Annotated in this window: 26 protein-coding genes; 24 read left to right on the forward strand and 2 right to left on the reverse strand. The window is 53.6% G+C overall.

Features of this window, described 5'->3' with window-relative positions; all coding sequences use genetic code 11:
* Positions 1 to 201 precede the first annotated feature (201 nt).
* Positions 202 to 1,434: a Glu/Leu/Phe/Val family dehydrogenase gene (locus AC3WJN_RS04540; RefSeq protein WP_085974920.1), complete on the forward strand. Its 1,233-nt coding sequence runs from the start codon at positions 202 to 204 to the stop codon at positions 1,432 to 1,434.
* A 143-nt stretch (positions 1,435 to 1,577) separates the two neighbouring features.
* Here AC3WJN_RS04540 and AC3WJN_RS04545 read toward each other — a convergent pair whose 3' ends face one another.
* Positions 1,578 to 2,549, reverse strand: a complete 972-nt coding sequence (locus AC3WJN_RS04545; RefSeq protein ID WP_005831366.1) for an asparaginase — start codon at positions 2,547 to 2,549, stop codon at positions 1,578 to 1,580.
* Between the two features lie 82 nt (positions 2,550 to 2,631).
* Between AC3WJN_RS04545 and prsW the strand changes: the two genes are divergently transcribed.
* The 17 genes from prsW to AC3WJN_RS04630 all read left to right on the forward strand — a co-directional run bounded on the left by prsW (position 2,632) and on the right by AC3WJN_RS04630 (position 15,790).
* The gene (prsW, locus tag AC3WJN_RS04550) at positions 2,632 to 3,306 is read left to right on the forward strand and encodes a glutamic-type intramembrane protease PrsW (protein WP_005831364.1); all 675 of its coding nucleotides are present in this window, start codon (positions 2,632 to 2,634) and stop codon (positions 3,304 to 3,306) included.
* Positions 3,307 to 3,327: 21 nt separating this feature from the next.
* Positions 3,328 to 3,486, forward strand: a complete 159-nt coding sequence (locus AC3WJN_RS04555) for a hypothetical protein (RefSeq protein WP_005831362.1) — start codon at positions 3,328 to 3,330, stop codon at positions 3,484 to 3,486.
* 168 nt (positions 3,487 to 3,654) lie between these two features.
* Entirely contained in the window at positions 3,655 to 4,182 is a 528-nt protein-coding gene (locus AC3WJN_RS04560; RefSeq protein WP_007785476.1) for a cell wall hydrolase, read from the forward strand.
* Positions 4,183 to 4,217: 35 nt separating this feature from the next.
* Positions 4,218 to 5,585 (forward strand): germination protein YpeB, encoded by a 1,368-nt coding sequence (ypeB, locus tag AC3WJN_RS04565; protein WP_025843784.1) that lies wholly within the window; start codon positions 4,218 to 4,220, stop codon positions 5,583 to 5,585.
* 118 nt (positions 5,586 to 5,703) lie between these two features.
* Positions 5,704 to 6,387, forward strand: coding sequence for a flagellar brake protein (locus AC3WJN_RS04570; RefSeq protein WP_259676615.1), 684 nt, complete (start codon positions 5,704 to 5,706; stop codon positions 6,385 to 6,387).
* 27 nt (positions 6,388 to 6,414) lie between these two features.
* Positions 6,415 to 6,597 (forward strand): hypothetical protein, encoded by a 183-nt coding sequence (locus AC3WJN_RS04575; RefSeq protein WP_005831352.1) that lies wholly within the window; start codon positions 6,415 to 6,417, stop codon positions 6,595 to 6,597.
* Between the two features lie 185 nt (positions 6,598 to 6,782).
* Entirely contained in the window at positions 6,783 to 7,454 is a 672-nt protein-coding gene (cmk, locus tag AC3WJN_RS04580; protein ID WP_005831350.1) for a (d)CMP kinase, read from the forward strand.
* Positions 7,451 to 8,044: a lysophospholipid acyltransferase family protein gene (locus AC3WJN_RS04585; RefSeq protein WP_007785466.1), complete on the forward strand. Its 594-nt coding sequence runs from the start codon at positions 7,451 to 7,453 to the stop codon at positions 8,042 to 8,044. The genes cmk and AC3WJN_RS04585 overlap by 4 nt, the downstream gene beginning before the upstream one ends.
* Before the next feature lie 186 nt (positions 8,045 to 8,230).
* Positions 8,231 to 9,403 carry a 30S ribosomal protein S1 gene (gene rpsA, locus AC3WJN_RS04590; RefSeq protein WP_005831346.1) on the forward strand — a complete coding sequence of 391 codons (1,173 nt, stop codon included), beginning with the start codon at positions 8,231 to 8,233 and terminating at the stop codon, positions 9,401 to 9,403.
* A 106-nt stretch (positions 9,404 to 9,509) separates the two neighbouring features.
* On the forward strand, positions 9,510 to 10,562 hold the full coding sequence (gene fni, locus AC3WJN_RS04595) for a type 2 isopentenyl-diphosphate Delta-isomerase (protein ID WP_007785464.1): 1,053 nt from the start codon (positions 9,510 to 9,512) through the stop codon (positions 10,560 to 10,562).
* Positions 10,563 to 10,641: 79 nt separating this feature from the next.
* Positions 10,642 to 11,277 carry a YphA family membrane protein gene (locus AC3WJN_RS04600; protein ID WP_007785463.1) on the forward strand — a complete coding sequence of 212 codons (636 nt, stop codon included), beginning with the start codon at positions 10,642 to 10,644 and terminating at the stop codon, positions 11,275 to 11,277.
* 6 nt (positions 11,278 to 11,283) lie between these two features.
* Positions 11,284 to 12,189 carry a YIEGIA family protein gene (locus tag AC3WJN_RS04605; protein WP_007785462.1) on the forward strand — a complete coding sequence of 302 codons (906 nt, stop codon included), beginning with the start codon at positions 11,284 to 11,286 and terminating at the stop codon, positions 12,187 to 12,189.
* A gap of 3 nt (positions 12,190 to 12,192) precedes the next feature.
* Complete coding sequence (locus AC3WJN_RS04610; RefSeq protein ID WP_005831338.1) at positions 12,193 to 12,375, forward strand: capping complex subunit for YIEGIA; 183 nt, start codon at positions 12,193 to 12,195, stop codon at positions 12,373 to 12,375.
* A 53-nt stretch (positions 12,376 to 12,428) separates the two neighbouring features.
* Positions 12,429 to 13,742, forward strand: a complete 1,314-nt coding sequence (gene der / locus AC3WJN_RS04615; protein ID WP_005831336.1) for a ribosome biogenesis GTPase Der — start codon at positions 12,429 to 12,431, stop codon at positions 13,740 to 13,742.
* Positions 13,743 to 13,757: 15 nt separating this feature from the next.
* Positions 13,758 to 14,360, forward strand: a complete 603-nt coding sequence (plsY, locus tag AC3WJN_RS04620) for a glycerol-3-phosphate 1-O-acyltransferase PlsY (protein WP_005831334.1) — start codon at positions 13,758 to 13,760, stop codon at positions 14,358 to 14,360.
* A gap of 48 nt (positions 14,361 to 14,408) precedes the next feature.
* Positions 14,409 to 15,446 (forward strand): NAD(P)H-dependent glycerol-3-phosphate dehydrogenase, encoded by a 1,038-nt coding sequence (locus AC3WJN_RS04625; RefSeq protein WP_007785459.1) that lies wholly within the window; start codon positions 14,409 to 14,411, stop codon positions 15,444 to 15,446.
* A 74-nt stretch (positions 15,447 to 15,520) separates the two neighbouring features.
* On the forward strand, positions 15,521 to 15,790 hold the full coding sequence (locus tag AC3WJN_RS04630; protein ID WP_005831329.1) for a stage VI sporulation protein F: 270 nt from the start codon (positions 15,521 to 15,523) through the stop codon (positions 15,788 to 15,790).
* Between the two features lie 120 nt (positions 15,791 to 15,910).
* Here the strand turns inward: AC3WJN_RS04630 and AC3WJN_RS04635 are convergent, their stop codons facing one another.
* Positions 15,911 to 16,441, reverse strand: a complete 531-nt coding sequence (locus AC3WJN_RS04635) for a hypothetical protein (RefSeq protein WP_007785455.1) — start codon at positions 16,439 to 16,441, stop codon at positions 15,911 to 15,913.
* A gap of 129 nt (positions 16,442 to 16,570) precedes the next feature.
* On the opposite strand from AC3WJN_RS04635, the gene AC3WJN_RS04640 reads away from it, so the two are divergent.
* From AC3WJN_RS04640 to AC3WJN_RS04665, 6 genes are all read left to right on the forward strand, one after another.
* Positions 16,571 to 16,759 (forward strand): DUF2768 family protein, encoded by a 189-nt coding sequence (locus AC3WJN_RS04640; RefSeq protein WP_005831325.1) that lies wholly within the window; start codon positions 16,571 to 16,573, stop codon positions 16,757 to 16,759.
* 12 nt (positions 16,760 to 16,771) lie between these two features.
* Positions 16,772 to 17,068, forward strand: a complete 297-nt coding sequence (locus tag AC3WJN_RS04645; RefSeq protein WP_007785453.1) for a 2Fe-2S iron-sulfur cluster-binding protein — start codon at positions 16,772 to 16,774, stop codon at positions 17,066 to 17,068.
* A gap of 14 nt (positions 17,069 to 17,082) precedes the next feature.
* Positions 17,083 to 17,424, forward strand: a complete 342-nt coding sequence (locus tag AC3WJN_RS04650) for a 2Fe-2S iron-sulfur cluster-binding protein (protein WP_005831321.1) — start codon at positions 17,083 to 17,085, stop codon at positions 17,422 to 17,424.
* A gap of 20 nt (positions 17,425 to 17,444) precedes the next feature.
* Positions 17,445 to 18,173 carry a YphF family lipoprotein gene (locus AC3WJN_RS04655; protein WP_005831319.1) on the forward strand — a complete coding sequence of 243 codons (729 nt, stop codon included), beginning with the start codon at positions 17,445 to 17,447 and terminating at the stop codon, positions 18,171 to 18,173.
* Between the two features lie 180 nt (positions 18,174 to 18,353).
* A complete protein-coding gene (spoIVA, locus tag AC3WJN_RS04660; RefSeq protein ID WP_005831318.1) occupies positions 18,354 to 19,832 on the forward strand; it encodes a stage IV sporulation protein A in 1,479 nt (492 codons plus the stop codon).
* A 237-nt stretch (positions 19,833 to 20,069) separates the two neighbouring features.
* Positions 20,070 to 20,342 carry an HU family DNA-binding protein gene (locus AC3WJN_RS04665; RefSeq protein ID WP_005831316.1) on the forward strand — a complete coding sequence of 91 codons (273 nt, stop codon included), beginning with the start codon at positions 20,070 to 20,072 and terminating at the stop codon, positions 20,340 to 20,342.
* The last annotated feature ends 247 nt before the right edge of the window (positions 20,343 to 20,589 follow it).

Below are 20,589 nucleotides of genomic sequence, written 5' to 3' on the forward strand. Positions count from 1 at the left end.
GGGGAAATCGTTGTATTTATATGCAGATGAGCCGGAGAAAACGTTTTCGAAATGGAAAAAAAACTTTTTTACGCTTCTCAACCCTGATACAAGCGTGTATACTAAAGGCTGCATTGACCGATAACATTTTTGAGGTGGTAAGTAATGGGTAATCAAGACGTGGTAACCGAAAGCACCGAAGGGAAAGAAAAGCAAGAAACAATGAACTTGCTGCATTCGACTCAAACGGTGATCAAGGAAGCACTGGACAAACTAGGTTACCAAGAATCGATGTTTGAACTCTTGAAGGAGCCGCTACGCGTTTTGACCGTACGCATTCCGGTTCGCATGGATAACGGCGAAGTAAAGGTGTTTACGGGCTATCGTGCTCAGCACAACGATGCGGTTGGTCCGACCAAGGGGGGCATTCGTTTCCACCCGGAAGTTACTGAGGATGAAGTTAAAGCACTTTCTATCTGGATGAGCCTCAAAGCCGGTATCGTCGACCTGCCTTATGGCGGTGGTAAAGGCGGTATCATTTGCGACCCGCGTGAAATGTCCTTCCGTGAACTGGAAAGACTGAGCCGCGGTTACGTTCGCGCAATCAGCCAACTTGTGGGGCCGACAAAAGACATTCCGGCTCCGGACGTCTTTACAAACTCGCAAATCATGGCTTGGATGATGGACGAATATAGCCGTATCCGTGAATTTGACTCACCTGGTTTCATTACCGGTAAACCGATTGCACTTGGCGGTTCGCATGGACGCGAGACAGCGACAGCCAAAGGGGTTACCATTTGCATTCGCGAAGCTGCAAAACGCCGCAACATTGACGTGAAAGGCGCGCGCGTTGTCGTGCAAGGCTTCGGTAACGCAGGCAGCTACCTGGCGAAATTCATGCACGATGCAGGAGCAAAAGTCGTCGGGATTTCCGATGCTTACGGCGCTCTGCACGATCCGAACGGTCTGGATATCGACTACTTGCTCGATCGCCGCGACTCCTTCGGTACGGTAACCAAGCTGTTCAACAACACGATCACGAACAAAGAACTGCTGGAGCTGGATTGCGACATTCTCGTTCCTGCAGCGATCGAAAACCAAATCACTGCTGCAAACGCTCACAACATCAAGGCGCAAATCGTCGTAGAAGCGGCTAACGGCCCAACTACGCTCGAAGCGACCAAGATCCTGACCGAGCGCGGCATCCTGCTCGTACCGGACGTACTGGCAAGTGCCGGTGGCGTAACGGTTTCCTACTTCGAATGGGTACAAAACAACCAGGGCTACTACTGGACAGAGGAAGAAGTAGAAGAGAAACTGGAAAAAGTAATGGTTCGCTCGTTTGAAAATGTTTACTCCCTGTCCCAAACACGCCGTGTGGACATGCGCCTCTCCGCTTACATGGTCGGTGCGCGCAAAATGGCAGAAGCTTCTCGCTTCCGCGGCTGGGTATAAGCAAAACAGACGACCTTCCCGATATGAGAAAAACCGGGCTTCGCCGCTTATGTGGCGAAGCCTTTTTGTTTGGGCGGGAACGTACAGGAAACAGAAACAGGAAAACCCTCCTGGAAGGGTCGAGGAGGGTTTGTCCGGTCGTGTTACTGATCGAATAGTTTTTGCAGTTCCTGGAAGTCGCGTGTTTTTTGCAGGGTGACGATCAGCTTGATTCGCGCTTTTTGACCGTTGAGCCCGTTGGAGAAAATGATGCCCATTTCCTTCAGCTTGCGGCCTCCGCCTTCGTAGTCGTACACGTCCTGTACTTGCCCGTTGTAGCAGCGGGACACGAGCACGATCGGGATTCCGCGATCCAGCAACTGCTGCAAGGTCGGGATGATCGCTGGCGGCAAATTGCCGAGGCCGAACGCTTCAATCACAAGCCCGTCAATCGGCTGGTCGAGCAAAAACTGGAGCCAGGACGGATCCATGCCAGCGACTGCTTTAATCAGCGGGACGTTTCCGTCGGCATGGGAAATCGTGTAATGCTCCCGCGCCAAAGGCGCGTGGTGGTACTGCACGCTTTTTTTGGCGATGGTGCCGATTGGGCCGTATTGCGGCGATTGGAAAGTGGCGACATTACTCGTATGTGTCTTGGTGACGTGGCACGCCGCATGAATCTCATCGTTGAACACGACGAGCACGCCTTTGTTCAGGCTTCCGGGATCAGCGGCCGTGCGCACGGAGGAGATCAGGTTGACCGGACCGTCCGCGCCCAGCTCGTTGCTGCTGCGCATGGCGCCCGTCACGACGATCGGCACGTCGACAGACAGCGTCAGGTCGAGAAAATACGCCGTCTCTTCCAGCGTATCGGTTCCGTGCGTAATGACCACACCGTCGTATTGCTCCTGACGAAAAGCTTCTTCGATTTGCAGGCGCAGGTCGTTCATGATCTTGGGAGTCATGTGAGGACTTGGCAGATTCAGTACATTTTTCATGGTGACGTCCGCATAACGCTCTAAAAAAGGAAGAATTTTGTTCACAGCCTGGTCATCCAGCGGTTTTACGCCTTCTGTGTCATCTACAGACATGGCGATGGTGCCGCCAGTGTTGACTACCAATATTTTTTTTGTCATGCTCTCTCTCCTGTAGCGGGTTTTCATCAACCAATATTCATGGTACGATGAATAACAGCCTTGTGTAAAGGAGCAATAAAAGATGATTGCAATGATCGGCGCGGCAATAGCCCCCGGTATCGCCATCATGAGTTATTTTTACCTGCGTGACAGTCTCGAGCCGGAGCCGATCTCTATGGTCATCCGGTCGTTTATCTTTGGGATGCTGCTGGTGATTCCGATTATGGTGCTCCAGTACATCATGCAGACAGAATGGAACTGGCGGAGCGGAGTTGTCGCGGAAATCATCCAGTCCGCTGTAGTAGAAGAGTTTTTCAAATGGATGGTCATCTTCTTCACCGCCTACAAGCACGTGGAGTTCGATGAGCCTTACGATGGGATTGTTTATGCGGTCGCCGTGTCGCTCGGTTTTGCCACTCTGGAAAACCTGTTTTATTTGATTATCAACGGCTTGAACATCGCCTTTTGGCGCGCGCTTTTGCCCGTCTCCAGTCACGCGCTGTTCGCCGTCTGGATGGGCTATTATTTGGGGCGAGCGAAGTTCTCGCAAAAGAAAGAGCAGGAGAAGCTTTTTCTCTGGCTGTCCATCTCGTTGCCGATCGGGCTGCACGCCCTCTACAACGCGATTTTTCTCTCCATTCAAAACTGGCTCGTGGTCATCGTGCCATTCATGCTTGTCCTCTGGTGGCAAGGCTTGAAAAAGGTGCAGCGCGCTCATGATTACGGTTCTAAAAATCTTTCTTCGCGTCCACAATAGACGATAAGGAGGAGACGAGACGTGCTGAAATCCGAACGAGCAAAAGTGACCATTCAATGTAATGTATGTGGAGAAAAATTTACCCTCCGTGGCCGCAGGGAACCGGGCGGGCAAGTGGAAACGGGATTCAAGCAATGCTTGTGCGACAACGACCAGCATTTTCGCATTGACGAATCGTAAACAAACGAATAACAAACGGTACAAAAAGACCGATGCCAAGCCGCATCGGTCTTTTTGTGCTGGAAGCCTCTGGGGCTTGCGCCTTCTGGCGGATTTGCATGCATAATCCATTCTTCCTCCACTAACACTATGCAAAGATTTCAATTCATGCCAAGGAGGATTTTCGCCGTGCAAAAAATCTGGATCGCAAGTTTGTTGATCTTGTTTGGAGTGGCAGGCTTTGGCGGGTACGAGCTTTTCTCCAGCAAAAAAAGCGCTGCGGCCGCACGGGAAGTACAGATAGCTGCACCGGCAAACGAGAAGCAGTCAAAGGCAAAAGCGAGCTTTCATCCTTCGCGCATATCGGAGAATGACCTGAAGCTGATGGCCAATGCAGTGTACGGAGAGGCCAGGGGCGAGCCGTTCGAAGGCCAGGTGGCGATCGCGGCCGTCATTTTAAACCGCGTCAAAAGCCCATCTTTTCCTGACACGCCATCTGCGGTCATTTTCGAGCCGCGCGCGTTTACGGCTGTAGCGGACGGCCAGATTTGGCTGACCCCCAATGAAAGTGCGCGCAAGGCTGTGAAAAACGCCCTGAACGGGTGGGACCCGTCGGGAGGCTGCACCTACTATTTCAATCCGGAAACGGCGACATCCAAATGGATTTGGAGCAGGCCGCAAGTCAAAAAAATCGGGAAGCACATCTTCTGCAGGTAACGGCTATTTAAAAAGAAGAAAAGGAGTGGCAAGGGATGGTATATGGAGCAACGGCGCGTGTCTTGTTTCCCATCGCTCTGGTTGCCTTGGTAGGCGCGGGGATGTGGGGCTACCAGGAGCACAACGAAAAAAACTCGGTTTTGATTAAGGCAGAGAACTCGTATCAGCGGGCTTTTCACGATCTGACCTATCACATAGACAAATTGCATGACGAACTCGGAAAATCTTTGGTGGTCAACTCCCGGCGGCAAATGACGCCGACCTTGACCAATGTATGGCGGCTCGCCTATGCGGCGCAGTCGGACGTGGGCCAGCTTCCGTTGACCTTGATGCCTTTCAACAATACAGAGGAGATGCTGTCACGGGTCGCCGATTTTTCGTATCGGGTCGCTGTGCGCGATCTGGACAAGGAGCCGCTTAGCGACAAGGAATACGGCACGTTGAAAAGCTTGCACAAGCAGGCCAAGGACATCCAGGACCAGCTTCGCAACGTCCAGGCCAACGTCATCGACAAACAGCTTCGCTGGATGGATGTGGAGACGGCGCTCGCTTCCGACGACAAAAAATCGGACAACACGATTGTCGACGGGTTTCAGACGATCGAGAAAAAAGTGCAGGAGTTTCCCGATCTGGATTGGGGAGTCGGCATCCAGAGCCTGGACAAGAAAAAGCAGCAGCGAATCCAGGGGATCGACGGCAAGCCAGCCACTCCGGAGGACGCGAAGAAAAGCGCACTGGAATTTTTGCGCCTGAACGCGCAGGACGCCAAGGTGGAGGTAGATGAAAACGGCAAAGGCCAAACCTACACGGCGTACAGCGTCCGCGTCACTCCCAATGGGCAAAAGGCCGCGATTAACCTCGATGTGACAAAGCGCGGCGGCAAAGTCGTCTGGATGATGAGCGAGCGCGAGATTGGGGAAGAGAAGCTCGACATGAAGCAGGCGCAGGAGCGGGGCGAGGAATTTTTGCGCAAGCATGGCTTTGAAAACATGATCGTCTCCGAGATTGACAGCTACGACCGCAATGCCCTCTTTACGTTCGTGCCCGTCCAGGACGGCGTCCGCATTTACCCGGATTCGGTGACGATTGAGATTGCGCTGGACAACGGGGAAGTAACAGCGTTCAACTCGACCGAATACTTGTTTAACCACAAACGACGCATCCTGTCCAAGCCGCGCATCTCCAAAGAAGAAGCGCGCAAAAAAGTGAATCCGAGCGTGAAGGTTACGAACGAACGACTGGCGCTGATCGAAGGGAAAAACGACGGCAAGGAAGTTTTGACCTGGGAGCTGACCGGCAGCTTTGAAGGAAATTCGTACATGGTGTACATCAACGCGATGAATGGCGACGAGGAAGAAGTCGTGAAAATGGAGACGGGCGAAGACCAGGACAATCAGCAATAGGCACGCGAAAAAATCAAGGGGAAAGCTGAATTTGACGGCTTTCCCTATTTGCTGATTGGAAAGAAAAGAGTATATAATGGGTGGGTGAGAGGGAAAAGGAGGAACATTTGCTATTATGATGCTTCCACGAGTAGGACAAACCATACGACTTCAGTTCACGGGTTCCTCTGAAGACGAGCAGGGCATGGAGGCCTTTAAAAGCCGCATAACCGACATGACAGAAGAGCTGGCTTCCATTGAGTTGCCAACCAGTGAAAGCACGGGGCGGACTGGCGTGTTCCGGCCTGGGACAAGCTGTCTGGTCTGGTATGTAGGCGAAGACGGGTCTCGCTATGAATTTCAGTCTTCCATCGTCAGCAGGGAGAGCGGGCACATTCCTGTCTTGCTGTTGCAACTGCCGAAAAAAGAAGAGATCGTGCGGACGCAACGGCGCAACTACTTGCGAATCGAAACCGCGCTGGACATCGCTGTCAAGCATCAGGACCCGATGCGACGCTATCATTTTTTGGCGAGAACCATCGACATCAGCGGTGGCGGCTTGTCTTTCACTTGCGATGAGTCTTATCGTCTGCGCGAAAAAGACGTGCTGCAAGTCTGGATCGCACTGCCGAGCAAAAACGGACAGGTCCAGCACGCCTTCGCCGAGCTGGAGGTCGTCAGACAAAAGGCGCCGGAAGAGAAGGGCTTGCACCAGTGGATATCGGGAAAATTTACGAATATTAGCGAACAGGATCGGGTAAAAGTGATTCGGGCGTGTTACGAAAGACAACTAGAGCTTCGCAAAAAAGGCGTCGAGGATTGACGCTTTTCCGAAAAGGAAGTGACCCCAGTGACCAGTCAGTACGACGAGCGTTTTCGCCGATTTTCCAGACGGGTAGAGAAAGGCATCTTGATTGGAATTGCGGCTTGCGCCATCGCGCTGACAGCCGGAGAGATTCTGATTCAATACGTTCCGGCTCGCGTTTTCCTGATCGAGACAGAACGCTTGGAAGGCGTGTCAGACAAGCCCTAAAGGTTTGCGCATGCTTCCATACTATGGTACTATTATAAATAACATAGAAAACGGTCAGGGGCGTTTTCGTAGACCGCGCGCGGTCGCCACGTGTTTTTCACCACATGAATGGGAAAGGGCTTCGGGCAGAAGCTTTTCTTGTTTTACTCCCTTTCTGAACTACTGTACATAGCAGGTGAGAAGTAATGAACATAGCGATTGATGGACCTGCGGGAGCAGGGAAAAGCACGGTTGCACAGAAGGTAGCAAGGCAACTGGAATACGTCTACATCGACACCGGGGCCATGTACCGCGCTCTCGCTTGGGCTGTTTCTTCCGGACAGATTCCGATCGGCGACGAGCCTGCTGTTTCCGAACTTTTGAAAAACAACAAGATTGGTCTGGTTCGGCAAGCTGGACAGCAGCGTGTGTTCTGGAACGAGCTCGATGTGACGGACCTGATTCGTTCGCCAGAGGTCAGTCAGTACGCCTCGATTGTCGCGAGCTACGGTTCCGTTCGCGAACAGATGCTGGTGTTGCAGCGAGAGCTGGCGAAGCAAGGAAACGTGGTCATGGACGGCAGAGATATCGGAACGCATGTCCTGCCTGACGCCGAGGTGAAAATTTTTCTGACGGCCTCCATCCGCGAGCGAGCAGAACGCAGATGGAAAGAACTGCGGGAAAAAGGAACCGAGACAGACCTGGCTGAGCTGGAAAAAGAAATAGAGGAGCGAGATCGCCGGGACACGCAAAGAGAGGTGGCTCCCTTGCGCCAGGCGGACGATGCCGTGCTGGTCGACACTACGGGGATGACCATCGACCAGGTCGTAGACCACATCCTGCAAATCTGCGAACGAACGGGAGAGTCGGCCAAGTGACCTATTACCGTTTATTCCGCGGAATATTCCGCATCATATTTTCGCTTGTCTTCCGTTGGCAAGTGATTGGGCGTGAACATATACCTAAGGAAGGCCCGGTGATTTTGTGCGCCAATCACATTTCGCTCTGGGACCCGCCGCTGCTCGGTTCTGGAATCGAGCGCCAGGTGCACTTCATGGCCAAGGAAGAGCTGTTTAAAATTCCGCTCTTATCTTTTCTTATTACGAAATTCGGCGCTTTCCCAGTCAAGCGGGGCGCGGGTGATCGGGCGGCGATCCGCACGACGCTCAAACTGCTTGAAGATGGAAAAATCTTTGGAATTTTTCCCGAGGGAACCCGCAGCAAAACCGGCGAACCGGGAGAAGCGATGCCAGGGGTGGCGATGTTTGCCCTCAAATCGCAGGCAGCGGTCATTCCGGTAGCGATTATCGGGCCGTATCGGGCGTTTCGTCCGATCAAGATCGTCTACGGCAAGCCGATCGATCTCACCAGCTTGCGCGAAGCCAAGTCCGGCTCCGATGTGCTGAAGGAGACGAGCGATTTAATCATGGCCCGCATCAAGGAATTGCGCGACCAGCATCTTCCCTAAGTCCGGTATAGAATCGACAAAGGGACAAATACTACATTTGCTGGAACTTACTGGCTACGTCAGTGCTAACTGCCAGCCTTCGGGCGACAGTAAAAAATATACTTGCTCCCGCTTCGTGTAATATGGTTGTACACAACCTGTACATAGATGGTCTGGGACTCGATGGTATTCAAGGAGGTTATTTGGATGATGGATGAAACAAACGTAAGCTTGACGGATGCAACAACGATTTCTGTGGGGGATGTCGTAAAAGCGACTGTAACCAAAGTCGAAGACAAACAGGCTCTCGTGGATGTAGGCTACAAATACGATGGCCTGATCCCGATCAGCGAACTGTCTCCTCTGCATGTGGAAAAAGTGTCTGACGTCGTTGCGGTTGGCGACACGTTTGAAGTAAAAGTAATCAAGCTCAACGATGAAAAAGAAGAGCTTGTCGTTTCCAAAAAAGCGGTTGCGATGGAATCTTCCTGGGCTGAACTGGAGCAAAAAATGCAGTCAGGCGAGATCATCGAGGCGACAGTCAAGGAAGTCGTCAAAGGCGGTCTGGTCGTAGATGTAGGGGTTCGCGGCTTCATCCCTGCTTCTATGGTCGAGCGTCATTTCGTGGAGGATTTCTCCGATTACAAAGGCAAATCCTTGACATTGAAAGTAGTAGAGATGGACAAAGAGAAAAACAAAGTGATCCTCTCCCACAAAGCGGTTCTGGAAGAAGAAGCAAAAGCGAAAAAACAGTCCGTACTGGATCAAATCCAGGTGGGTCAAGTGCTGGAAGGCACTGTGCAACGCATGACCGACTTCGGCGTATTCGTGGACATCGGCGGGGTAGACGGCCTGGTGCACGTATCCGAGCTGGCTTGGAACCGCGTAGAAAAGCCATCTGACGTCGTAAAAGAAGGCGACAAGGTACAAGTGAAAGTGCTCAAAATCGACCGCGAAAACGAGCGCATCGGCCTCAGCATCAAAGAAACCCAGGCAGGTCCTTGGGCAAAGGTTGCCGAAGAGTTTAAAGCAGGCTCGATCACAACGGGTACAGTGAAACGCCTCGTTTCCTTCGGTGCTTTTGTCGAAGTGGCACCTGGAATTGAAGGGCTTGTGCACATCTCGCAAATCGCGAATCGTCGCGTGAACACGCCTGGCGAAGTGCTCAAGGAAGGCCAGGAAGTGCAAGTGAAAATTCTCGATGTGGTTCCACAAGAGCAGCGCATCAGCTTGAGCATCCGCGCGGTAGAAGAAGATCGCGCCGAGCAGGCAGAGCGCGCAAGCAAGCGTGAACAGCAACAATTCACGCAAGAAAACAATCAGCCAATGGGTGTAACGCTTGGTGAACTGTTCGCGGATCTGAAAGACAAGTTCAAGTAAGCGAGACAGACGGGAAAAATAAGGGGGTACGCTCTTGCGTATCCCTTTTTACTTGGCTGTGGCCAAAGCTACAAGGGGATAAAAGGTTTGTCGGGAGGGAAGACGCGTGGATCGTTCGCAACGAAAGCTTGACCATATTCGCCATGCACTGGCAACGGCCGAAATCGGTACAAACAGCTTTGATGACGTCAGCTTTGTGCCGAATAGCCTGCCGAATATCGGCTACGAACAGACAAGGCTCGATACGGAGTTTGCTTCTTTTCGCCTGCCGTCTCCGCTCATTATCAACGCGATGACAGGCGGAGCGGAAGCGACAACGCAGATTAATCAGAAGCTTGCGATCATTGCCAGGGAGCGCCAACTGGCGATGGCCGTCGGTTCGCAGATGGCCGCGCTGCGCGACCCGTCTGTCGCCGCGAGCTACCAGATTGTGCGCAAAGAAAATCCGCGCGGCATCGTCTGGGCGAATGTCGGGGCGGAAGCGACAGTGGAGCAAGCGCAGGCAGCGGTAGAAATGCTTGCGGCAGACGGCTTGCAAATTCACCTGAATGTGATGCAGGAGCTGTTGATGCCCGAAGGAGATCGCGATTTCAGCGGCTATTTGGAGCGGATCCAGCGCATCCAGGAGAGCGTCGACGTCCCGGTGATCGTCAAAGAGGTCGGATTCGGGATGGCGAAGGAAACGATGCTCAAGCTGACCGCAGCCGGGATCAAAAGCATCGACGTGGGCGGCAGAGGCGGAACGAATTTTGCCAAAGTGGAAAACAAAAGGAGCGCTCACCCGCTGTCCATGTTTGAGGATTGGGGCTTTACGACCGTCGAGAGCCTGCTGGAAGCAGACCGCGATATACACGCGCAAGCATCTGTCATGGCGACGGGAGGAGTGCGGCACGGACTGGACGTGATAAAAGCGGTCTGCCTGGGAGCTTCGGCTGTCGGCGTGGCGGGTGCGCTATTGCGCGTCGTGCACGCGCACCCGATCGAAGAATGCCTGGCGGAAGTAGACGGCTGGCATCACCAGATTCGCGTGGCGATGACGGCGCTCGGGCTTGTGCAGCTCGCAGATGGCGTCAACACCCCGCTGTTGATAACAGGCAAAACAGCGGAGCGCGCCCGTCTGCGCGGGAGAGCAGTGGAGGAATGGGCAGAGCGGCGCTGACTAACGGACGAGCCATTCATGAAAGGCGGACGCTTGAGGCATACTTTGGGGAGACAACCATCATTTTGAGGAGATGAACATGAACGAGGGAACCATTGCGATCCTCATCCAGTGGTCTTTGCTTTGTCTTGTCTGGATGGGGAGCTTTGACTCGCAACTGCGGGAAATGGGCATGGAGAGAAGGCGCGTGCTCGCCGTTCTTTGTGCGTTTCTGATTTGCTCCTTTGTCAGTTGGACATTGTTTTTCGCCCCGATTCAGGTAAGTCTCAGCGGAACGTTGCTGCCCTTTTTCGCAAGCGCGATCTTTTATGCACGGCTCCCCAAAGCAGGCCGAAGACTGTATGTGCTCGGCGCGACGGGGGTTGCCGTCATGGTTTTCTGGCTGCGCTGGCTGTTTTTTTCCGACCCGATCCTGTTGATTTGGGACGAGCGGGTGATCGTGCCGGGAATTAGCGTCGCGATCACGCTTGCGACGAGCAGGCTTATGGCCGTCCGGCTGTTTCTGCTCATGCTGGCGCTGCCGCTGGCGGATGCGCTCTACGCGCTCTATTTTTGGCGGGCGTCCGGAGCGTGCAGCCTGGGAACGGATTACGCGCAAGACCTGTTGTGGAGCGGCATTTCGTTGCTGGGGCTTATCAGTATGCTCTGGACTGCCATTCGTCGGCTTTTCGGACGGAGGGAGGCAGAGCCTTCCCATTCCGATACTGGTAGGTGATCGCGCTTGTTTAAAGAGTTGTTGGCCAATGAGTTTGTCGTTCCGTTGACGATCGGGTTCGTCTTCGGGATCATGTGCCGAATCCATCTGCTGCGGACGGATTATCGCCAATATCCGACGTATCCGCACGGAAAAATCATTCATGTGTCGCTCGGGGTGATCGCCTCGGCCCTGGGCGCTTTGGCTGTGCCGGCACTGTTGAAGGAAAACTATACGGCCGTGACGTTTTTGACCGTGGCCGCCCAGCAGTTCCGCGACGTGCGCAACATGGAGCGGACGACCTTGACGGAGATTGACAAGCTAGAGCTGGTACCGCGCGGCGGTCCGTACATCGAAGGGATCGCCATGGTGTTCGAAGGGCGCAACTACATGGTGATTTTCACCTCCCTCGTCGCCGCGACAGCGACGATTTTGTTCAACTGGTGGGGCGGCATCATCGCGGGGGTGATCGCCCTTGTCATTTCGCGCAAGTTGCGCTCCGGGAAGACGCTGTCGCTGATCGCAGACACGAGTCCGGCAGAGGTGAGAGTGGACGGAAAAGACTTGTACGTAGGCGACATTTACATCATGAACGTCGGTCTGGAAGACGCGCAAAAGGTCATCCGCGAGCACGGAGTCGGCTTTATTTTGACCCCGAAGGATGCCAACGCCAAAGTGACGATCGCCCATCCCGGCCAGCGCCAGGCGATTTTGCATGATGTAGCGACCCAGCTCGGCGTGTACACCGATACAGGGGAGCCTTCCTTGACGCCACTGGTAAAACGCGACCTGCAATCCGGCAGGCTCGGCGTCTTCCTTTTGCCGCAGGAAAAAGATGCCGAGCGGGGCAAAGCCGTCATTGATGCGGTGCCGATTTTAGAGAGCGTCTTCCGGATGCCGCAGAAGACGAAATTAGTCAAAAAGGAGCTGTAGATCATGACCGGGACGATTTTGGCCGTGATTACCGTGAACAGGGAAGGCATCGCGGGCGGCGCGCCGATTTTCATCGAGCCGACACATGAGAAGATGCAGCAGACGGCTTTCACGCTGGAAAAGATTTTGGACGCCATGGTGCACGAGGTAAGCCCTGATACCCTTATCGTTGTTCGCCACAAGTAGTGTATGGTATGATTAGCTAGTCAAAACGTAAATGAGAGAGAGTGTTGTTGATTATGGGATTACCTGTGGTAGCCATTGTGGGGAGACCCAACGTGGGCAAGTCCACGATTTTTAACAGACTGGTCGGCGAGCGCATCGCGATCGTGGAGGATATGCCGGGAGTAACCCGTGACCGCCTGTACGGAAAAGGAGAATGGCTGACCCATACCTTCCACGTGATTGATACGGGCGGGATTGAGTTTGGCGAGACCGATGAAATTCTCACGCAAATGCGTTACCAGGCGGAGCTGGCGATTGATGAGGCTAACGTCATCATCATGATCGCCGACAGCCGGACAGGCGTGACAGACGCTGACGTGGAGCTGGCCCGGATGCTGAACCGCACCGGAAAGCCAGTCGTGCTCGCAGTAAACAAAGCGGACAACCCGGACATGCGTGCCGATATTTACGACTTTTATTCGCTTGGCTTGGGTGAACCGTTCCCGATCTCAGGCAGCCATGGCCTTGGCCTGGGAGACATGCTGGAGGAAGTGGTTCGGCATTTTCCTGCCGAAGACGACGAGGAGCGGAAAGAGGACGTCATTCGCGTGTCCATTATCGGCCGTCCGAACGTCGGGAAGTCGTCCTTGACGAATGCGCTGCTCGGCGAAGAGCGCGTCATTGTGAGCGACGTCGCGGGCACAACGCGGGATGCGATCGACACGCCGTTTGAGCGGGATGGACAGAGCTACGTTCTCGTCGATACCGCCGGGATGCGCAAGCGCGGGAAAGTGTACGAGACGACGGAAAAATACAGCGTCATGCGCGCGATGCGTTCCATCGAGGACAGCGATGTCGTTCTCGTCGTCATCAACGGGGAAGAAGGCATCATCGAGCAAGACAAAAAAATTGCCGGCTATGCACACGAGGCAGGCCGCGGCGTAATTATTATCGTCAACAAGTGGGATGCCGTTGAAAAAGACGACAAGACGATGCGGCGCTTCACAGAGCTGATTCGCGAGGAGTTCAAATATCTGGACTACGCGCCGATTCTGTACGTCTCGGCGAAGTCGAAGCAGCGCGTTCACACGATCCTGCCGAAAGTCAACGAGGTCGCGCAAGCACACGCCATGCGCATTCCGACCTCCGTCCTCAACGATATCGTAACGGATGCGACGATTCGCACACCGCCGCCGTCTGACAGAGGAAAGCGACTGAAAATCAACTACGCGACACAAGCGACAGTCAAGCCTCCCACGTTCATTTTGTTCGTGAACGATCCGGAGCTTATGCATTTCTCCTATGAGCGTTATATAGAGAACAAGATCCGTGAAGCGTTTGTCTTTGAAGGTACGCCTGTTCGCATATGGACGCGGAAAAAAACGTAGGGAGAGGAAACCGCCATGGTGTTAGTAGCCTGGGTGCTCAGCTATTTGATCGGTTCAATTAGCTTCAGCTATCTGATCGCCAAAAAAGTTGCAGGAATTGACATTCGCTCACATGGCAGCGGGAACGCAGGGGCGACCAATACGCTTCGCGTGCTGGGAAAAGGTCCGGGTATCGCCGTGCTGATTCTTGATGCATTAAAAGGATTGGCGGCGATGGGAATAACACACCTCATGACAGGTGATCCCGCTGCCTATGCAGTGGCGGGCCTGTTTGTCATCGCAGGGCACAACTGGCCGATCTACTTTGGCTTTCGCGGGGGAAAGGGCATTGCGACCACGCTCGGCGTGGTGCTAGGCTTCTCTCCCCTGGCCTTTTTGATTGCAGCGGTACTGGCTGTGCTGGTCATTGCGATTACCCGATACGTCTCGCTCGGATCGCTTGTGCTGGTTACGGCTATTCCTGTTTCCCTTTATCTGTTGGACAAACCGATTTCCTTTTTTTGGACAAGTTTGGTAATCGCTGTGTTTGCGTATGTTCGCCATTATAATAATATCCGCAATCTTCTCGCAGGAAACGAACGGAAATTGGGAGATAAGTCCAATCGCAAGCTGGGATAGGTCTGAATCGTTCTTACGAAAAAGACTGGAATGATGGAGGGGGATCTATTGAGAAAAGAGGTTACAGTAGTCGGTGCGGGTAGCTGGGGAACGGCGCTCGCTTCCGTTCTGGCGGAAAACGGCCATCAGGTTACGCTGTGGGTACGCGATCCCAAGCTGGCAGATGAAGTGAACAGCAAGCATACGAACGCCAAATATTTGCCTGAGGCCAAGCTGGCCGAGAGCATTGTCGCCACGACGGATATCCAGGCGGCCGTTTCCGACAAACCGATCGTGCTGCTGGCCGTTCCGTCGCACGCGATGCGGCAAATTTGCAGGCAGTTGGCTCCGTTTTTACATAAGGATGTGCTTTTGATCCATGCGACCAAAGGCTTTGAGCTGGAAAGCCTGAAGCGAATGTCAGAGGTCATCATGGAAGAAATCCCGCCCGAAATTTCCGGCAAGCTCGCTGTCCTGTCCGGACCGAGCCACGCGGAAGAAGTAGTCCGCAGGCAGCCGACGACAGTGGTGGTTGCGTCAGAAGCGGAGGAGAGCATGCTCCGCGCGCAGGACCTGTTGATGAACGCCAATTTTCGCGTCTACACCAACCATGATCTGATCGGGGCGGAAATTGCCGGCGCGCTGAAAAACATCATTGCGCTCGGAGCGGGCATGTCAGACGGCCTCGGATTTGGCGACAACGCGAAAGCGGCGCTTTTGACCCGCGGACTTGCGGAAATCAGCCGCCTCGGCATCAAACTGGGCGCCTTGCCGCTTACGTTCTCGGGGCTTGCGGGCGTCGGCGACCTGATCGTGACGTGCACCAGCCGCCATAGCCGCAACTGGCGGGCAGGCTTCATGCTGGGCCAAGGCAAAAAGCTCGACGACGCTCTGGAGCAGATGGGGATGGTCGTCGAGGGCGTGCGCACGACTCACGCGGCACACGCCCTGGCACAGCGCGAACAGGTCGAGATGCCGATTACGTCGGTGCTGTACGGCATTTTGTTCGAAGGAAAAGAGCCGCGCCAAGGGGTAGAAGAGCTGATGGGCCGAGGGAAGACGTTCGAGATGGGCTACCTGAACCCGGACGGAAGCATAGAAGCATAGGCGAAGCTTTTCACACATGTAGGCTCCTGCACATACGATAGGGTGAAAGCCCAGGTGCAGGAGGAGATCAAAGGATGAACAACAATCTTTCCAAGCGTTTTTTGGAGCGTTTGCAAGGAAAAGCTGCAGAAAAGGTCGACGAGGGGAAACTGCGTTCCCTTGCCAGCCAGGTAAAGCGCAGCGACTTCGAGGATGAGGCAAAGCTGCGGCAAATCCTCCAGACGCTCGCGACCATGAGCGGGAAAAAGCTCAACGCCGAAAAGGAAGACAAGATCATCGAGATGTTCCGCAACAAAGAAATCAATTTGAATGACATGTCTTCCTTGTCCAAGCTGCTCAAATGAGAGAAATGGGCGATTATGCCCGTTACCTGCTGTCAAAAGCATCATACAGTAAAACTAGGAACAATCATGGCTCTACAGGGACATGGCTGACCTACAGATACCAAGAAAAAAAGAGGGATCTCATCCCTCTTTTTTTCGTTGCTTGCTCGTGCCGCTCACCGTTTGCGTCAGCAGGTTTTGCACCAAGGGCGATTGCAAGAGGCCCAGGATTTGCCCGATGTCGATGTTGCCCAGCGGATTGCCTCCGCCGCTTCCTGCCGCTGCACTGGATTCCTGTGGAGCCTCTTCTGCGCGGACCGCTTCCCTGCCTTTTGCGCTCTCCTTCGCTGCGCCGGCATTGCCTTTTCGTCTGGTCGAGACGGGCTTTTCTGCGGCCGCTTCAGGTTCGGCTGTGCGCTTGCCCAGGTTCTCGATGATCTCCATTGCTCCGTACAGCGTATCCATCGTTTCCTCTACCTGGCGAATCGTGCTGCTGATCCCTTTGATGTTGCTGCGCATTTTGGACACAGACGATCGCAGGTCGACGGCGGGAATGATTTTTTTCGGGCTGATGGCCAATGATACGTCGGCCGCTTGGTCGCTCAGTTTTCTGCTCGGTATGGGAGCGTACGGGTTCCGCCACTTGCGTCCATTTACTTTGCTGTTCAACATTCATCCCTCCCATGGGCGAATTCATCAGAATAGTCTATGCGAACGTCCAGATGGAGGTTCACAACGTCAGACGAGAGCTGGGAAGTATGGTATAATGAAGCAAAAAATGCAAAGGATGCTGCAAGAAAGATGTATATTGATCCTATGACCAAGATGAACATTTCGCTGCTGGCGATTGGGCTGATGTTCGTCTGCAATTTGCTGATGATCTTTGCCAGAAAAATGACAAATGCGCTTGTCAGGTTTCTCGTGAAGACTTGCGCTTTCTTGTTACTGATCGCAGTGTTTGTCATGATTTTGATCGTGATTTTTGTCTAAGGAGGAGAAAGGATGTCGCAGTTGACGCTGATTACGCGTGCAGGAACCCACGAACTGCCGGTGGAGCTGAACGAAACGGTGGTCGCGATGGCCAAAAAGCACAAGGTGACGTGGGGACATGCCTGCCAGAGAGGCGTATGCGCCCAATGCCGCACGCTGGTTGTGGAGGGAGCTTCGTTCCTCAACGAGATCACCAGCGAAGAAAAACTGCGCCTGCGCAAAGCCGAGCGGGCAGAAGGATTCAGACTCGGCTGCCAAATCAGGATCGTCGGGCAAGGAGATGTGAAGCTTGCCCATCGACCGTATTAAAAAGGAGTGACGACATGGGGAAGGTAACTTTTCTTCCCAGTAACAAAAGCGTGAAGGCCAGGGCAGGACAGACGCTTGTCAGCGTGGCTGGCAATGCCCGGATCGTGATCCCGCAAAGGTGCGGCGGCCACGCATCCTGTCTGATGTGCCGCGTCGTCGTGGAGAGCGGCGAGCTGGTGGCTCCGACCGCGCTGGAGCTGCGAAAAATGCCGGAGCAGGACTTGCGGCAGGGGATACGCCTGGCCTGTCAGGCGAAGACGACGCACGGCGACTGTACGGTCCGCATACCGGAGAGCCGCTTGAAATCGGTCGTGGCTGCCGCGCTGGAGCGGCAACGCATGGAAAATGAAGAATGAGGGTTTGAGGTGTACATAAGATGTGGCAATCATGGCGTAAAACCTTCAAGCTGACGATGAGCTTGAGCATCCTTTCCGTTCTGCTGTCCGGATGTTTGTATCCGGAAGAGCGAAAGGCGGAAAACCAGGTACCCAGCGCGTTTTTTCTCGAAGCGGCGCAAAAAGGAATCGAGCAATTCCAAAAAGATACGTCTGTGCTGCCGATCGTGACGAAGCCGCTGGATACTCCCATTTTTGAGAAATACGAGATTGATTTTCGCAAAATGATTCCGAAATACATCCCGGATGTTCCCGGAAACGCTTTTGAAAAGGGCGGGATTTACAAATACGTCCTGATTGACGTGGAGACGAAGCCGACTGTCAAGCTGATCCATCTGGGGGCCGTCAGCACGGTTGCCGACGTGCAAAGCGCGGTGGACCGCTACCGCGGCTACTTCAACAAGCTGCCTGTTCAGGCCGATCTGGGCAATGGCTACTACTCGATCGACCATGCCGAAATCGGCGTGAAAACATGGCAGGTGCCGTCCACCATGGGCAATTATTTGCTGCCGCTGGTCATGAACGCAGACGGGCAGGTCGGGATCGACTACGCGGCAGATATCGCGACGATGCTGCGCGAAAACAAAGCGACTGTCACGCCCAATACAGACCCGAGATACGTCCTCGCGCGCGCCTCGATGTTTGTGCCGGCCAAATCGTTCCCGTACGAGCTGGTAGACGGCGAGCCGAGGCTGCTCAAAATCAAATAGCGGACACAAAAAACAACTCTTGCCGGAGTTGTTTTTTTGTTCTAGTTGGTCCAGCCGCACATATACTTGTACTGTCCACGAAACTAGTACGAGATTCCCTACGAAAATACTGACGGTCAGGGATAATTCGGAAAATCGGTCATAGTGTAAAAATAGACAAATAGAAGGAGGTCATCGATGGTGGAACGAGTCGACATCTTTAAAGACATTGCCGAACGGACGGGCGGAGACATCTACCTCGGGGTAGTGGGCCCTGTTCGTACGGGAAAGTCGACCTTTATTAAACGGTTTATGGAGCAGGTCGTCATCCCGAATATCCAGTCAGAAGCAGAGCGGATTCGCGCTACAGATGAACTGCCGCAGAGCGCTTCCGGCCGAACAATTATGACGACAGAGCCTAAATTTGTTCCGAACCAGGCCGTAAACGTACATGTAACAGAAGGACTCAGCATTAACGTCCGCCTCGTTGACTGCGTTGGCTATACGGTTCAGGGGGCAAAAGGCTTCGAGGATGATAACGGTCCCCGGATGGTGAACACTCCGTGGTATGAGGAGCCGGTTCCTTTCGAGGAAGCAGCAGAAGTCGGAACGCGCAAAGTCATCCAGGAGCACTCGACCATCGGGATCGTCGTCACGACAGATGGCAGCATCGCGGAAATCCCGCGTGTAGGATACATCGACGCGGAGGAACGGGTCGTCAATGAGCTGAAGGAAGTGGGCAAACCGTTTGTCATCGTGGTCAACTCGACGCGCCCGCGCTCGGACGAAGCGCAAAACTTGCGCGTGCAGCTTCAGGAAAAGTACGACGTGCCCGTCGTGGCCTTGTCCGTCGACCACATGACGGAGCAGGAAATTCTCCTCCTGATGCGAGAAGTGCTGTTCGAGTTCCCTGTGCACGAAGTAAACGTCAATCTGCCTAGCTGGGTCATGGTGCTGGAAAACGGTCACTGGCTCCGTCAGAACTATGAAGAAGCCGTACGTGAAACCGTGCAGGATATTCGCCGGTTGCGCGACGTGGACCGCGTCGTCGGTTTCTTCAATGACTATGACTTCGTGGAGCGGGCGTCTCTGGCAGGCATGCATATGGGCCAAGGGATCGCCGAAATCGACCTGTTCGCGCCGGATGAACTGTATGATCGCATCCTGATGGAGATCGTCGGTGTCGAGATCAACGGCAAAGATCATTTGCTGAAAATCATGCAGGAGTTCGCCCACGCCAAGCGCGAGTACGATCAGGTAGCGGAAGCCTTGCATATGGTGCGCAGTACGGGCTACGGAATCGCTGCTCCGTCGCTGCATGAGATGACCTTGGACGAACCTGAGCTGATTCGCCAGGGACCGCGCTTCGGGGTCAGGCTGAAAGCGACCGCGCCGTCGATCCACATGATCCGCGTGGACGTCGAATCCGAGTTTGCGCCGATTATCGGAACCGAGAAGCAGAGCGAAGAGCTCGTCCGCTACTTGATGCAGGACTTCGACAAAGACCCGCTGTCGATCTGGAATTCGGACATTTTCGGCCGTTCGCTGCACTCCATCGTGAGAGAGGGCATCCAGGCGAAGATCACCATGATGCCGGACAATGCCCGCTACAAACTGCAGGAAACATTGGGCCGAATCATCAACGAAGGCTCTGGCGGTCTGATTGCGATCATACTTTAAGGACTAGGTAAATAGACCTAGACAATTGATTCTAAAAGGGGGCACCCGGTGTGACGGGATGCCTTTTTTTCTTGTATTTCGTTCAATTTCGACAGGAGGGGCTTGAATTTAAGAAATCGGTGTATTACTATAAGCTTGTCAGATCGGTAAATACCACCAATCGTGTATAAAACGCTTCGTTTCGGTTAAGAAAAATAATAGCTAGGACTTGGTGTTCTTTGAGGGGAGGTGAATAAAATGAACAAAACAGAATTGATTGCAAAAGTGGCGGAAACCACTGAACTCACCAAGAAAGATGCAACAAAAGCAGTTGACGCTGTTCTCGATGCAATTGCTGATGCATTGAAAACTGGTGATAAAGTCCAACTGATCGGCTTTGGTAACTTCGAAGTTCGTGAGCGCGCGGCTCGTAAAGGTCGTAACCCACAAACAGGTGAAGAGATCGAAATCGCTTCCAGCAAAGTACCTGCGTTTAAACCAGGTAAACAACTCAAAGACTCCATCAAGTAGTTGTTTCTTTTGAGAACGAAGCACTTACATAAAAAAATCCACATTGATTGCAATGTGGATTTTTTTTAACGTCTGGGGATGACCCGACGCGATCACCTCCCGGGAGCAGGCTTCAATCAAAATGTTTATCGGCGCTTGAGCCCCATACATACAGTTGTCTTGTCAGATGTTTTTGTTTTTTTGAAGCGGGTATGGTAAGATTGGCTTGGCTTGTTTGTGCGCACGGAAGCATGACAATCGGATCAGG

Source organism: Brevibacillus sp. FW306-2-1A-C05A, from assembly GCF_058781555.1.

Coding starts and splice junctions, on each gene's coding strand:
- cmk (WP_005831350.1), top strand. CDS start 6,783: ATGAACATAGCGATTGATGGACCTGCGGGAGCAGGGAAAAGCACGGTT.
- AC3WJN_RS04655 (WP_005831319.1), top strand. CDS start 17,445: ATGTGGCAATCATGGCGTAAAACCTTCAAGCTGACGATGAGCTTGAGC.
- AC3WJN_RS04545 (WP_005831366.1), bottom strand. CDS start 2,549: ATGACAAAAAAAATATTGGTAGTCAACACTGGCGGCACCATCGCCATG.
- rpsA (WP_005831346.1), top strand. CDS start 8,231: ATGATGGATGAAACAAACGTAAGCTTGACGGATGCAACAACGATTTCT.
- AC3WJN_RS04650 (WP_005831321.1), top strand. CDS start 17,083: ATGGGGAAGGTAACTTTTCTTCCCAGTAACAAAAGCGTGAAGGCCAGG.
- AC3WJN_RS04570 (WP_259676615.1), top strand. CDS start 5,704: ATGCTTCCACGAGTAGGACAAACCATACGACTTCAGTTCACGGGTTCC.
- AC3WJN_RS04640 (WP_005831325.1), top strand. CDS start 16,571: ATGTATATTGATCCTATGACCAAGATGAACATTTCGCTGCTGGCGATT.
- plsY (WP_005831334.1), top strand. CDS start 13,758: ATGGTGTTAGTAGCCTGGGTGCTCAGCTATTTGATCGGTTCAATTAGC.
- AC3WJN_RS04610 (WP_005831338.1), top strand. CDS start 12,193: ATGACCGGGACGATTTTGGCCGTGATTACCGTGAACAGGGAAGGCATC.
- AC3WJN_RS04635 (WP_007785455.1), bottom strand. CDS start 16,441: ATGTTGAACAGCAAAGTAAATGGACGCAAGTGGCGGAACCCGTACGCT.
- AC3WJN_RS04665 (WP_005831316.1), top strand. CDS start 20,070: ATGAACAAAACAGAATTGATTGCAAAAGTGGCGGAAACCACTGAACTC.
- AC3WJN_RS04600 (WP_007785463.1), top strand. CDS start 10,642: ATGAACGAGGGAACCATTGCGATCCTCATCCAGTGGTCTTTGCTTTGT.
- der (WP_005831336.1), top strand. CDS start 12,429: ATGGGATTACCTGTGGTAGCCATTGTGGGGAGACCCAACGTGGGCAAG.
- AC3WJN_RS04540 (WP_085974920.1), top strand. CDS start 202: ATGAACTTGCTGCATTCGACTCAAACGGTGATCAAGGAAGCACTGGAC.
- AC3WJN_RS04645 (WP_007785453.1), top strand. CDS start 16,772: ATGTCGCAGTTGACGCTGATTACGCGTGCAGGAACCCACGAACTGCCG.
- AC3WJN_RS04630 (WP_005831329.1), top strand. CDS start 15,521: ATGAACAACAATCTTTCCAAGCGTTTTTTGGAGCGTTTGCAAGGAAAA.
- prsW (WP_005831364.1), top strand. CDS start 2,632: ATGATTGCAATGATCGGCGCGGCAATAGCCCCCGGTATCGCCATCATG.
- ypeB (WP_025843784.1), top strand. CDS start 4,218: ATGGTATATGGAGCAACGGCGCGTGTCTTGTTTCCCATCGCTCTGGTT.